The organism is Flavobacterium hiemivividum (assembly GCF_004349145.1).
Classification (GTDB): Bacteria; Bacteroidota; Bacteroidia; order Flavobacteriales; family Flavobacteriaceae; genus Flavobacterium; species Flavobacterium hiemivividum.
This window is the reverse complement of the sequence record NZ_SMFO01000006.1, coordinates 17,902-33,024: the sequence shown is the minus strand read 5'-3', so window position 1 is coordinate 33,024 and position 15,123 is coordinate 17,902. Positions and strand designations below refer to the sequence as shown.

Sequence of the window (15,123 nt, the reverse complement as noted above, 5' to 3'; positions counted from 1 at the left end):
TAAATATGAATAAAGTTAAAATCTTCGCTGCTCTTATTTTGACCGCTTCTTTTTTTGGATGCCAAATTAAGAACACAACTAAAAGAGTACAACAGAAAACCGCCGAAAAACCGAATATCATTTTCATCATGTCTGATGATCATGCGTATCAAGCCATAAGCGCCTATAGTGACAAACTGATCAATACTCCTAACATTGATCGAATTGCTAAGGAAGGAATGTTGTTTACTAATGCAAGTGTAACCAATTCTATATGTGCGCCGTCTCGAGCTGTTATTCTTACTGGAAAACACAGTCACATCAACGGGAAAATTGATAACCTAAGTAAGTTTGACACCACGAATGTAACTTATCCGCAAATTCTACAGAAAGCGGGTTATCAAACTGCTATGTTTGGAAAACTACACTTTGGTAACAACCCAAAAGGTTTTGATGAATTCAAAATTTTACCGGGTCAAGGCGAATATTATAATCCAACTTTTATTACTCAAAAGGGAGATACCATTATCAAAGGTTATGTTACTGATATTACTACAGATCTTACGCTAGACTGGATGAAAAATCGTAGAGATAAAAACAAACCTTTTATGTTGATGTACCTTCATAAAGCGCCGCATCGCGCCTGGTTGCCAAGTGAAAAGTATTATACTGAATTTACCAAAAAAACATTTCCCTTACCAGAAACGCTTTTTGATGATTACAGCACACGTGGTACTGCAGCTAGAACTGCCGAAATGGGTATTCTAAAACACATGTCCCTTGTTAATGATAATAAGCTTACCCCGAAAACAATGAAAGAATTGGGATTAGAGGATTGGAATAATCTAGGAGAAAGTCTAGGTCGCATGACCGCTGAACAACGCGCTAAATGGGATGCTGTTTATGGACCTATCAACGAAGATTTCAAAAAACGATATCCTACGATGAATGATTCTACACTTACCGTTTGGAAATACCAAAGGTACTTGCAGGATTATTTAGGAACTATTGCTTCGGTAGATGATAATGTGGGAAGGTTATTGAATTATTTGGATGAAGAAAAAATAGCCGATAATACAATTATTGTTTACACCTCTGACCAAGGATTTTACCTAGGAGAACACGGCTGGTTTGATAAGCGATTTATGTATAATGAGTCATTTAAAACGCCATTATTGATTAAATGGCCAAATAAAATAGCTCCTGGAACTACCGAAGATGAGATGGTACAAAATTTAGATTTTGCACAAACTTTTCTGGAAGCTGCAGGTGTAACTGCACCTACGGATATGCAAGGTAAAAGCTTAGTGCCATTACTAACTGGTAAAAAAGAAACTTGGGACAGAGAGGCAATTTACTATCATTACTATGAGTATCCTGCAGAGCACGCGGTAAAAAGACATTATGGTATCGCTACTAAAGAGTTTAAAATAATCCATTTTTATCACGATGTGAATGAGTGGGAGTTGTACGATCGAAAGAAAGATCCGCAGGAAGTAAATAATGTGATTAATGATCCTGCTTATGCCAAAGTAGTCCAAGAAATGAAACAAAAATTGAAAGACACACGTAAGAAATATAAGGATTCAGAAGAACTAGACAATCACTATATAGAAATTTACAAAAAGTAATATAGTTGGTTTTTAGGCAAAAAAGTCACCGGATAGATTATTCATGATGAGTAATCTATCCGGTGACTTTTTTTATTGAAGTATTTCTAGATCAGGATTATTTTTCTGCTAACACATTGAGTGCTTTTTTTGCTTCTTTAAGCATGCTTTTTAAATTTTCTGGCTTTGCAGTTATATTAAATTGCGCTACAATTTGGTTTAAAAGATGTAGGTCGTCTAATCTATTATCCCTTAAAAGATCCTCTCTAAGAATTCTTATTTTTTCAGCATCTTGAATGCCTTCGCGAAGTGTTTCAAAGCGAATAGAGGTTCGGTTATCTGGGTAAACAATGTAAGTATCGCCAGCTGGCCAAGCTCTAAAACGGGAGTCATCTAATGGCTTTTCGGTCCAGCTATTGTATGCCCAACGTAGAAAGCCATCAAAGTTTGCTGCCATAGTGTACCAACCTATAAAAACGCCTTCTGCAGGAGGTGAAAATGTGAAGGTATTTGGAAAACTATCCGAACAACAAACATAATGCGTGCTTATGTATTCATTAGCTCGCCTTTGTTCTAAATCTACCGCATCCATAGGATGTCCAAATGCTACAGACATATCTTTTAAGTCGTTTGGATATAACTTATAACTTTTATGATTATCGGCAAAAGAAACGCCAAATTCAGGCGCATATTTATTTAATAATTGCAGCATTGCTTTCATTTCTTCCGGTCCACGTTCGTCCATCGCAATGCGCGTGATTTTATTCCATCCTTTTTGTTCTAAATGCGCTTTAAATTGCTCTAAAAACGGAATCCATAAATCCTCATATTCCTTAGTGCCTGGCACCGCTTTTATTTTTATTTCTTTGTTTTCCTTTTCATCGAAATAGTAAAATTCATTACCCCAAGGAACCATCGAATAACAACTAATTTGGTTTTTTACACCCAAATCCATCATCAGTTGGACCCAAGTGTCAAAAATGCTATAGTCGTATTGCCAAGTGCCGTTTTTTTTCTTTTTCCATTCAATCATAGCTTCAAATTGATCGAATGTTTGACCGCCCCAAGGACGCTTGTTAAGCGATACTGTAATTACTTTTTGTCCAGCATCAGCAAGGCGCTTCATGATTGGTTTTAGCAAAGCAATGTGTTCCGGTGACCACGGCTTTACATCATGGAAACGAGATACAGCATAAGGATTTTGCCATAAATCTAAGTGGAACTTCCAGTTGGTCGCTGCGGGTAAAACTTTATCGACAACCTTTATATTCAAATTAAATTGCTTTTTCTCTTGGCCTTCAATGTTTAAAGTAAAAACACTGTTGTACGATCCAGCTACTGCATTTTCGGGGATGTCAATTGTGATCCAAATAGGTCTTGCTTCTTGTCCTTTTATCGAATAAGAATTCACAGGTTCCAAAATATCAGCAGCTAATGAAGATGCGAAGTCTTCGGGTTTTCTGTAGCCACAACCTGCTGCAAATTCATCAGTGATTACATATTTCACAAAATTAATTTTTGCAGCTGTAGATGGCAATTTATGTCCAGAATCTGATTTGAAGTCGATGATTTTGGTATTTACTTTTGTGATAGAGTCGCTACTCCAGAGAACTAATTGTAACGAAATGCGCTCGCCTTTCCAAGCGGTTCCAGTCCATGAGTTTTGTTGTTCTACTTCTGGAACTTCACTTCGTACAAAGCGGATATCAGTTGTCGTGATAGAGGCTTGTAATCCTCTTGAAACTGCTGACCAGTTTTTACTTTGAGAAGGAGTAGGGTCTTGAGGTTCTTGGTACGTTTGCTCAACTATAAAGCTTTTCTGATTTTGACAAGCAAAGAGCAAAAAGATAGAAAAAACTAAAAAAGACTTAGCGAATAGTTTCATTAGATTTGTTTTAATTATGACTTTTAAGAATTAATGCTCCTGCAATTAAACAGGAGCATTATTTTTTTTAGATTGAATGACTTTCGACATTCAAGAATAATTTATGTTACGTTAAATGGATCTATTATTCTCCAATAAAAGCGCCCTTTAAAACTTGTTTCGTGCCATTTGGAGCTTTAAACCAAACATCTAAAGCGCCGCCACCAGTTGCCTCATGGTATTTTATTGTAAGTGGATGCCATCCTTTTTTTAGAGCGACCATTCCATTTTTTTCGATAGCGGAATGATTTCCACCATTGTTAACCACAAATTTATCACCGATGTAAAGTAAACTACCATCATCTGATTTTGTAGCAAATTCAAATAGACCTTCTTCAGCTGCATAAAAATAACCTTCGAAAACCATAGAAAGTTGTTCCAAGCCCTCTTTTCCAGCAAGACTAATTTCGTTAATCGATGTAAATTCGGGGTTTTTAGGCAATGAAATAGAATCAACAACTTTGAACTTTTTAACAGCAGTCCAGCGTTTTAATGACCCTGATTTTGGACTAATAGCTACAGGTTCTAAGTACGTTTGCTTTTCAATCAGTGCCATTCTTGTATCGCTTGCCACATTGCCTCTGTAGGCGATAGTGTTTAAAGTAGTGGTTTCTGAAAATTCTATCGGTCCAGTATACTTTTTAGAAGCCTTCGTAGGAACACTTCCATCTGTCGTATAATAAATCGTCATACCATCTATAGGAGCGTTTAATTCGATAATAGCCCTTTCTAAGAAGGCTACTTTATCTTTAAAACCAGTTACGGCAGGGATGTGGTATTGAATACCCAAAGCATCTAATCTATTGTACTGAATTGCCATTCTTTTCTGAAAATCATCATGATTTTTATCTTCTTTCGAAGTCCATGCCGTTTCGGCTAATGCCAAAAATCTTGGGAAGGCTTGATACTGTAAACGTTTAAAATTCGGGATCATTTCAGACCATAAGTTAGCTTGAATACCTAAGATATGCGTGGCTTGTTTTTCTGTAAATTTTTCTGGGACTGGTTCGTAATTATATACTTTTTCGAATGGGGTAACCTCGTGCTTTGCGTCAAAGTAGTATTCGAAACAAGGAGTTATAACCATGTCATTGCCATTATTAGCGGCAATATCTCTCATCGTTGGAGCCCAGTTTCTCCACCACATCATTGTAGCATCTTTAGACAAGCCACCTTCAACAATTTCATCCCAACCAAAAAGACGTTTTCCTTTAGAATGTAGAAAAGCTTCAATATCTCTGTTGAAAAATGATTGCAGTTCGTGTTCGTTTTTTAGTTTGTTGTCTTTTATCGCTTTTTGACAAAGTGGACATTCTTTCCATGATTGGATATTCACTTCGTCTCCACCAATATGAATGTATTTTGAAGGAAATAAATCAGCAATTTCAGATAAAATATTCTTTGTGAATTCATAGGAAGTTTCTTTTCCTAAACAGGCCGGACTTGAGAAAATTTCTCCCCATCCCGCTTCATTCGTACAAGATAAATACGGATAATTATCGATCGCTGATTTTAAATGTCCAGGCATGTCTATCTCAGGAATAACCTCAATTTGTCTTGCTGCAGCATAGGCTATGATTTCTTTAATTTGTACTTGGGTAAAGAAACCGCCATACATTCTCTGACCATCGCGATTGTGGTAATGTTGCGGGTCTATGATAAAAGAAGGATCTGTTTTTGCTAATTCATTACAGGTTTTGTCGTGCGAACTTTCAACACGCCAAGCTCCTTTTTCTGTCAGTAAAGGGTATTTTTTGATTTCGATTCGCCAGCCTTGATCATCTGTAAGATGCATGTGGTAGGTATTCAGTTTGTATAAAGCCATGTAATCTAAAAAGGTTTTCACCTCATCAATACTAAAAAAGTGACGGCTAAAATCCATTTGCATACCACGCCAAGCAAAACGAGGTTGGTCAGTAATCACAATGCTAGGAACAGTCCAATTTGCGTTGTTACTATTCGCTGTTTCGATAGCAGGAGGAAGCAATTGACGAAGTGTTTGTACTCCGTAAAAATAACCTGCAGCATCACTCGCTTTTATACTTATTTTTTTCGGACTCACTTCTAGATGATAGGCCTCTGGTTTAATACTGTCGTCTTTTATAAAAACGATAGCGGTATTTCCCTTGTTTTCCAAAATGGAAATAGGGAAACCAGCAGATTTTTGAAACAAGTCTGATAAATATTTAGCAGCGGGTTTTTGAGATTCATTCTGAACCGAAATTGTTGTTGCTTTCGAAAACAAAAAAGAACCTTGAGAAAGTACTAAAGACGAAGGCTTTGGAACGATGGATATTTCGGCATCCGTAAATGTTTTTGAAGTAGTCTGGCATCCGATGCATACGGAAAGCAGTAATACGACTAGCGAGTAATATTTCATTTTTTAATTGTTTTTCGTTTATTAACTTCCTATTTCTATTTAGCGTCTTTGAAGGAATTGATTCCTAAAGTATCCCAATGATCTTGCATTTTTTTAAGTGCTATTTTAAAACTGTCATAGTTTTTATTTTCAGATGCGGTCCAACCCACTTCAGCGTAAGCGGCGATTCTTGGAAAAACTTGTCGCTCTACGTCCTTATTTGTTGGGGTCCATTCGCTCCACATTTGGCAACCTAAACCATAAATGTTTTTATGATATTGTTGTTCTAGATCCTTCGGAATAGGGTTGAAGTTATATGCTTTTTCTAGCGAAATAGATTCGTGACTATAATCTAAATATGTTCTATCATGCAATGAATTTACAATGCCATAACCTTTTTTAGCAGCATCAGTTAACAATTTGATATCGCCTTTCCAGAAATGTACTATTACGTTTTTGGCTAATTCTGTTTCTGCCTCTTTATCCGCTTTTTTTTCTGCAAAATCAGAGTGGATGTTTTTACCTAAAATTTCGTTCCAACCCATCATTCGGCGTCCGTTTGACTCGATATAATTCGAAATCTTATTAGTGAAATCGATCTGTAAATCTGCTGGCGTATTGATGTTATGCTCTTTCATGTATTTTTGAACAGATTTAGAGTTTTCCCAAACTTCATAACCTACTTCATCACCACCAATATGAATTACCTCAGAAGGGAATAATTCGAAAATCTCACTCAAAACATCCTTAATAAATGTGATAACTTCAGGTTTTGTAACATCGTAATTATCATATAAACGACCAAATTTGACTGGTACATCGATAGCAACGCCTGCAGTTCCTAACCAAGTATAAGCTGCAATAGCCGCACTTGAATGACCTGGGATCTCAAATTCAGGCACTATATTGATGTTGCGAGCTGTCGCATAAGCAACAATATCTTTTATTTGTTCTTGGGTATAGAATCCGCCGTGAGGTTTGCCAGATGTTTTTCCGCTTTTCCAAGTACCAATTTCGCTATCCGAACGAAACGCACCTACTTTGGTTAAAAGTGGATATTTTTTAATTTCGATACGCCAACCTGCATCATCAATTAAATGCCAGTGTAAGGTGTTCATTTTTAACAAAGCCATTTGGTCAAGCATTTGCTTAACAAAAGCTTCACCATGAAAATACCGTGATTCATCTAGCATGAATGCGCGCCACGTAAATCGAGGATTATCTTGAATGTTAACTGATGGTATTAAGTAGCTTGTTTTTTGTGTGTCTTTGGAAATTTCAATAGACAGCAGTTGTTTTAATGTTTGCACACCATAAAAATAGCCCGCTTTACTGCTTGCTGAAATGATTATTTTTTTTGGAGTAACTGATAGCTCATAAGCTTCAGCGTCTAATCCTTCTTTTTTTTCGAAAACAATAGCTGCCTGCTTGTCATTGCTTACGTCAAAATTAAATTTTGTTTTTGTACCGATGTAATTCTGTAAATCTTTAGCTGCTGATTGTTGTTCGTCAAGGTTTGAAAAAATAGCTTGCCCTTCTTGTAAAGCGAAAGAAGCCTCATTTACATCCATAGACATTGGTTTGGGCAGAATTGCGACTTCGGTAGCAGAAAATGTCCTGTTCTTTACGGCACAATTTGTTAATGTTGCTAGTGCTAGGAAAGCAAATAAGAGAAATTTCATAGTTAATAGTTTAGGTTGGACTAGATTTTAGATTTCAAATAATAGAAAATGTAATTTTTTTTTAAAATGTAAAAAATGTTGAGATTTCAAAAACATATTGATTAACCAACAAGCACTATGTTTCATTTAATAATAAAACCATTAATACTTTTTACATTCTATTTTAATTAAAACAGAGATACTTTTCAAAAATAGAAAAGATTAGATGTAATACGAACCAGTACCTACCAGTTAATTTTCTGATAATTTTAAAAAATATCTAATTCTACTAATTTTATGAAATTACTAGCAGATAAAAAATGTAAAAGACAATGATTACTGCTGCACGGGTTTTCGATATGTTCTGTTTAGATCTCAATTTAGAGGTGTAGGAAACATTTAGTTTTTCCTTTTCAGACTAACGAATATTTATGCCTAATTTTTCTACTCCACAGCTTTTCGTTATGATCCGGACCTAGTATATAATTTGGATCTATGGCAAAAAAAAATCGCTACAATTGCTTGTAGCGATTTTGTGGGGAGAGCAGGATTCGAACCAATAAGCTAGACCCCATGCCTATACTGCATTTTCAGCTATTTATAAACTAATGTGCCACGATTTTGCCACAAAACTCAATATGAAAATTATTTAACCATTTTTTTAAGTAGATTATTGATTTAACTTGTTTAAAATTAATGATGTAATTCATGTTTTGAAAATCAAAATTAAGTAATTTTATAGTAACCCAAAAAGGTTATTTAATATTTTTTACCAATAGCGTCCTAAAAACGTTTTCTTGAATCAATTATAATAAAAATAAAAAAGACAACCCTAATTAAGGTTGTCTTTTATTACTTACAGTTATTTTACTACAAAAGACTATGAATACTAGACCTCTATAATTCTGTCAGTTTTTAATACCAATCCTTGTTTCATCATAAAACTGTTGAATATTAGTAGCGTGTCCAGAATGAGATTGTGGTCTAAGACTGTTGCAAATCATGTAATGACTAAAATAAAAAAGCCTTTCGACAGGAACTAATCCAGTGGAAGACTTTTTCATAACTATAATTCAATATTTCTATTAACTCATTAATTCTCAATTGAGTTCCTTATAAGGAACTCTTTTTTGTAAAAGTATCGTGTGAAAAGCAGGGCACAGAATTCAATTCTGCTATCGTTGCGGAGACATATCCGAGTTATCTAGAAGAAAAAATAAAATTTTTCTATTCATACCTCAATCCTTCTTCTTTAATTTTATGAAATGTGATTAATGATTTAAAACGATAAGTGGAACTTTTATCAATTCTCTCCCCCTTAGTGTTAATTATTTTACTTTGTTTAAGGATGATTCTAGATAAAGAATCATTTTCATAAACTTTTGATTGAAAATTAATTTGTGATATATATTTAATCTTAATTACACCATTATCACTTTTCTTTTCTATAATATTTATTTCGGGAATTAGCGGAAAAGTATCTTTATTGATTACTAAATTAAAATCATTATAATCTTTCCTATTGATAATTTGTCTTTTAAATTCTAATGTTGTATATATATTTACATCAAATTCCCCCGCCTTTTTAGATATTGAGTCATAAATTAATTCTTGATTCACAATTTTAAAATCTCCGTTAGAATCCCAAAAAGTACATTTTTGAAAAGCTAATAAAGAAATTATAGTAACAATTAGTATCGTCTTTTTTTTCATTCTCCTCTTTTTTTATAATATTCTAAATTATCAGATAAATGTTTTTTAAATTCAGGTGTAGCATTTTTAGAATATTTTTTTATTTCATCTTTATATATATCAGTATGTTTTTTTTCAGGGTTTACTAAATGACCAATTGAACCACCTTCGTGATCTAAAGTTGCAGTAAAACTATTAGCATCATTTAATAAAGGATCAACTTTACCATTGTTTAAGTTGACAGTTATTGTCGAGCCAGATTGATTCATTATTGTCGAACTGCCATATATATCAGTAGGGCTATATACACCATCATTATGGTTCTCTATATAGCCTTCAGGTTGACCTCCTTTATATCCTGTAACAATAGCGTCTGACACTGAAATACTACCATTGTGCACTTTTCCTAAATCTACTCCTGCTTCTTTAGTGTAATGATTTGCTATTTTAGATAAAGTTGAATAATTTGATTTATTAAATGTAAAATCTTTCAATTGTACTTCATCATTCAATTGTGAAAAATTGGGAACACCTGAATGAATAACAATGTTATTTGTCTTTTTAAAATCTTTGTACAAAAAATTTCCAGAGCTATCAAAATGATCATCAGGAGGAGTAGCTTGCATTCCATCAGGATCAACAAAATACATCGGGCTATTATAAGCGTAATTGTATGGTGTCCATCTTCTTGAATTTTCAGCTTTCGGATCAATGGTCATCCATCTTCCTAAAGCTGGGTCGTAATTTCTTGCTCCATAGTCATACAAATTCAGCTGATTTCCTCCAATATTCTCGTCTTGGAACTCCTTCCCATTGTACTTATACTTATTATTCGTAGGAAGATAATCATTATACCCTTTATGCTTCAACCCAAACGGATAATAATTGCTTTCTTCAATAATTTCAGAATTCTCAACTATACCGTTTTTAGAGGTATCGCTATAACTCAATCGTATATTACCCAAATGATCTGTGTAATTAAACACATAATCTCCAACACCTATTGCACTTCCTGTTTTTTGATTAAAATATCCTTCCGTCATTGGAAAAAACTGCAACACAGTATTTTTATACTGAAAACCATCCAAATAATCGGTAGTGGTAACGCTTGGTGTCGGCAACAAAGAATTTACAATTTTCTCTAACTTTTGTCCTGCTGCATTGTAAATATAATCAATAGTTCCAGTTGCACCAAATGTTATTTTTTTTGGTAAATTGAGATGATTGTAACTAATAAGGGAAATTCCCTTGTTGTCGTCTTTGATCATATTTCCGTTAATATCGTAACCATAATCATCAACAGTGTCATTAAATCCATTACTATCGTCTTTAAAACCTGCTGTTTCATTAGAAGAATCAGTTACTTTCATAAGTTGGTTTGAATTTGTGTCATAAAAATAACCCAAATTATCCATATCGCCATCATAAGGATTACTCAATACCCCAGCCATAAACTTGCGTTGTAGTCTGGTAATATTACCATTTTTGTCATAATCCATATTCTCACCAAAATAATTCTTATTGTCTGCGAGGGTAGGGGTTTGATAAGTTGCATCTTTTAAACGATTTAACTGGTCATATTTATAACCATAAGCACGAATAATTCCAGTACCATCCGAACCAGAACTCCAAAACGTTTCGGCTATATTGCCATTATAAAGTTTATTTGCCACATTTGTTTTGCCCTCTATAGTATTGTAATTGATCTTAAAACCAAACAAATCTTTTGGATCAGTCCCTTGCTGAAGGTAATCCGTTTTGTTTATCTCGGTAAGCCAACCACGAATATTGTAACTGTAATCTACTTTCTGCAAAGGCACAATGCTGTTATTACCTACTTTTTTACTTGTTAGTTGTCCCAGTTCGTCATAGGTATTGGCTGCCATAAGCTGAACAGTACCTCCATTAATTTGATGAGTATGAGTCAGCAGACGATCCTGCGGAGAATAGGTAAACTCCTCTTTTATAGAAAGTTCTGCATCGGCAGGAGTGCGTTTATGTTTGGTTAGTGTATAAAGTGGTTTTCCTGTAAAGTCAATTTTGCTATCGGTATAGGTGTAACCACCCAAATAGTTGGTGATATAGCTGCGTATCGGTCGTGCTTTTGGATCATAAAAAGTAATAGCCGTTTCGCCATGCATTGCTGAAGGTATCGTTAATGTTCGTGTCCAAGAGCCAGTAGACAGACTTTTTGCATTAACCAAAACAGTTTGTCCTTCGATAGTTGTAGGAACAGCAGGAGCATTTGGATACACATAATCATCATAATAATTTACCGTAAGGAGTTTGAAACTCGTTGGGGCAATCGCATTACTATAATTAACCGCAATCCCATCTATGGTTCCAGATGTTTGTTTGGTTTCAAACAAAACTGTCGCACCATTTTGAGCGTCTTGTAAGGATTTTCGAGTTGATGCATCTGCCACTGTGTCGTTCCAACCCGTATAAATAGGCCTGCTAAAGGCATCATATTTAGTAATTAACCAACCTACCGCCGTATCGTCTTTGAATGGTGAGAAGGAGGGTCCCGTAGCCACAGGCCGATCAAGTTTGTCATAAACAATAAACTCCCATTGCTTGCCCGGTAGCTTCTTTTCTACTAGACGGTTGCGGTAATCGTACTTGTATTGGTAACACAAATCATTTAAAATAGTGGTTGTAACCGCAACATCAGCTTTCGGAGGGATTACGTAAGTCAAATTTCCATAGCTGTCATACACATAATAGGTGTCGTGTTTTGCTCCTGCTTCATACGTTCTTTTTAAAACTACCTGGCCTTCCTTGTTTTTAAATTCTACTGTTGAACCTGCAGATTCGGTTGGACTTGCCGCGGTGTTCTCGTCATAATTAAGGTTTTTGTACAATTGATTCTCACTGTAATCCCCGTTATCCGAAAACGCAATATCGTATAACCCGGATCCAGTATTCCACGTAACCGTCGCTTTGTAAAGTCTCACCTCTGTATCTGTATTGGTTTGATACTCTAGTTTGATTTCATGACCACCATCCATAACCCAGTCAGTTCCGGGAGCGGCTTGTTTTAAGACCCTGCTAAGTGGCGAAGATTCTAATTTTTTTTCAGAGAAAGGGTTAGCGATATTTTCGTATTTTAAGGTGTTATAAAAAGTCAGGGTATTGGCAGACGCATTTTGATCATATACCATATTGGTTGTTGTACTTGCAAAAGGCAAATAATCCAGAGTTTGCCGCCCAAAATCATCATACCCAATATGTGTTATTATATCTTTCCCTGATCCCGATTGCTGGTTGGCTATTTGTTGCATGGGTCTGCCCAGTCCGTCAAAATAGGTAATATTTACTTGAGCTTTAAGAGGAGATGGGTTTACAAAAACTGTTGTTGTGGGTTCTTTGTAGGTAGTTGTTATGATGTAGTTTTGGTCTAATGAAGGCGCTTTTACGTTCTCGCAATCTGTAGCTGAACCTCTTATAAAAGGACAATTATCCGTATTATCACTCACATAATTCCCGCCCGGTTTTGTACATTGCTGTATAAAACTGGAGGGGTTCCCAAGTCCATCAACATCATTATCGGCATACCATTTGGTATTGGGATTAAGTGTGGCATCTGCATCGTTACAATCCGTATTATTAGAAACATAGCCTGCTGGTTTGACACTATAGATTTTGCTTTCACTTGGATTTCCATAAGTATCACCATCAGCATCCTCATAAAAAAACTGTGGAGCTATATTGGTAATGTTTCCTGTACTATCATTATAATCACTGGCATTTCGGACATAGCCTGTAGGTTGGCTACATTGGACAAGCGCGGGTGTACTTACTCCAAAAGTATCCCCATCAGCATCGCGATACCAGACCGTATTGGGGTTTAATGTAGCATCCGTGTCGTTGCAATCCGTACTATTGGTTACATAGCCAGCTGGTTTTACACTGTAATAAACCGTTACACTTGAAGTTCCAAAAGTATCCGCATCGGCATCTCTATAAAAAGTTTGAGGGGCGATGTTGGTAATATTTACGGTGGTATCATTGTAATCACTTGAATTTCGAACATAACCGGCGGGCTGGGTACATTGGACAAGCGCGGGTGTACTTACTCCAAAAGTATCCCCATCAGCATCGCGATACCAGACCGTATTGGGGTTTAATGTAGCATCCGTGTCGTTGCAATCCGTACTATTGGTTACGTAGCCGGCTGGTTTAACACTGTAATAAACCGTTACACTTGAAGTTCCAAAAGTATCCGCATCGGAATCCCTGTAAAAGGTTTGAGGGGCGATGTTAGTAATATTTACCGTTGTGTCGTTATAATCACTCGAATTCCGAACATAACCAGCGGGCTGAGTACATTGAACAAGCGTGGGTGTACTAACTCCGAAAGTATCCCCATCAGCATCTCGATACCAGACCGTGTTAGGGTTCAGAGATGTATCCGAATCGTTACAATCACCATTATTAGCTACATAACCCGCAGGTTTCACACTATAATAAACTGTCGCACTCGGATTCCCGAAAGTATCATTATCGGCATCTCTGTAAAAGGTTTGAGGGGCGATATTGGTAATATTTATTGTCGTATCATTGTAATCACTTGAATTCCGAACATAGCCAGCGGGTTGGCTACATTGGGCAAGCGTCGTTGCACTAGTTCCAAAGCCATCTCCGTCAGCATCGCGATACCAAACAGTGTTGGGGTTCAGTGCTCCATCCGAATCGTTACAATCACTATTATTAGTTACATAACCTGCAGGTTTCACACTATAATAAACTGTCGCACTTGGATTTCCGAAAGTATCATTATCGGCATCCTGATAAAAAGTTTGAGGCGCAATATTGGTAATATTTCCTGTACTATCATTATAATCACTGGCATTTCGGACATAGCCTGCAGGTTGGCTACATTGGGCAAGCGTCGTTGCACTAGTTCCAAAACCATCCCCGTCAGCATCGCGATACCAAACCGTGTTAGGGTTCAGAGATGTATCCGAATCGTTACAATCACCATTATTAGCTACATAACCCGCAGGTTTCACACTATAATAAAGTGTCGCACTCGGATTCCCGAAAGTATCATTATCAGTATCCTGATAAAAAGTTTGAGGCGCAATATTGGTAATATTTCCTGTACTATCATTATAATCACTGGCATTTCGGACATAGCCTGCAGGTTGGCTACATTGGGCAAGCGTCGTTGCACTAGTTCCAAAACCATCCCCGTCAGCATCGCGATACCAAACCGTGTTAGGGTTCAGAGATGTATCCGAATCGTTACAATCACCATTATTAGCTACATAACCCGCAGGTTTCACACTATAATAAAGTGTCGCACTCGGATTCCCGAAAGTATCATTATCAGCATCCTGATAAAAAGTTTGAGGCGCAATATTGGTAATATTTACTGTCGTATCATTGTAATCACTTGAATTCCGAACATAACCGACGGGTTGGCTACATTGGGCAAGCGTCGTTGCACTAGTTCCAAAGCCATCCCCGTCAGCATCGCGATACCAAACCGTGTTGGGGGTAAGTGAAGCATCCCCATCGTTACAATCACTATTATTAGTTACATAACCTGCAGGTTTCACACTATAATAAACTGTCGCACTTGGATTCCCGAAAGTATCATTATCAGCATCCTGATAAAAAGTTTGAGGAGGAATATTGGTGATTTTTGGATTAGCATCATCTAAATCTGATTGATTTGCAACATAGCCCGCAGGTTTTGTGTCCCTGTAAACAAAATCCGAAGGATCACCAAAACCATCATGATCCACGTCTCTGTTCCATTTATAACAATAAATACAATCCTCTCCTCCTGGGGGAGCTGCCATTAGGGCAATTTCTTTTTTTTGAGAATAACCCAATGAAACAATCATCACTAAAGTGAAACTAATTAAATATTTTTTCATCTCTTTA

7 protein-coding genes are annotated in these 15,123 nt (G+C 36.3%); 1 reads left to right on the top strand and 6 read right to left on the bottom strand.

Going from position 1 to position 15,123, the window contains the following annotated elements:
* The first annotated feature begins 5 nt into the window (after positions 1–5).
* On the top strand, positions 6–1,610 hold the full coding sequence (locus E0F98_RS09600; protein WP_132110867.1) for a sulfatase family protein: 1,605 nt from the start codon (positions 6–8) through the stop codon (positions 1,608–1,610).
* Between the two features lie 97 nt (positions 1,611–1,707).
* Here E0F98_RS09600 and E0F98_RS09595 read toward each other — a convergent pair whose 3' ends face one another.
* The 6 genes from E0F98_RS09595 to E0F98_RS09575 all read right to left on the bottom strand — a co-directional run bounded on the left by E0F98_RS09595 (position 1,708) and on the right by E0F98_RS09575 (position 15,116).
* Positions 1,708–3,474: a DUF4091 domain-containing protein gene (locus tag E0F98_RS09595; RefSeq protein WP_132110865.1), complete on the bottom strand. Its 1,767-nt coding sequence runs from the start codon at positions 3,472–3,474 to the stop codon at positions 1,708–1,710.
* Positions 3,475–3,598: 124 nt separating this feature from the next.
* Positions 3,599–5,893, bottom strand: a complete 2,295-nt coding sequence (locus tag E0F98_RS09590) for a family 20 glycosylhydrolase (protein WP_132110863.1) — start codon at positions 5,891–5,893, stop codon at positions 3,599–3,601.
* Between the two features lie 35 nt (positions 5,894–5,928).
* Complete coding sequence (locus E0F98_RS09585; protein ID WP_132110861.1) at positions 5,929–7,554, bottom strand: beta-N-acetylhexosaminidase; 1,626 nt, start codon at positions 7,552–7,554, stop codon at positions 5,929–5,931.
* An 887-nt stretch (positions 7,555–8,441) separates the two neighbouring features.
* Positions 8,442–8,597, bottom strand: a complete 156-nt coding sequence (locus E0F98_RS16045) for a hypothetical protein (RefSeq protein ID WP_165929309.1) — start codon at positions 8,595–8,597, stop codon at positions 8,442–8,444.
* 163 nt (positions 8,598–8,760) lie between these two features.
* Positions 8,761–9,246, bottom strand: coding sequence for a hypothetical protein (locus E0F98_RS09580; protein WP_132110859.1), 486 nt, complete (start codon positions 9,244–9,246; stop codon positions 8,761–8,763).
* Positions 9,243–15,116, bottom strand: a complete 5,874-nt coding sequence (locus tag E0F98_RS09575) for a DUF6443 domain-containing protein (RefSeq protein ID WP_165929308.1) — start codon at positions 15,114–15,116, stop codon at positions 9,243–9,245. The genes E0F98_RS09580 and E0F98_RS09575 overlap by 4 nt, the downstream gene beginning before the upstream one ends.
* Positions 15,117–15,123 lie beyond the last annotated feature (7 nt).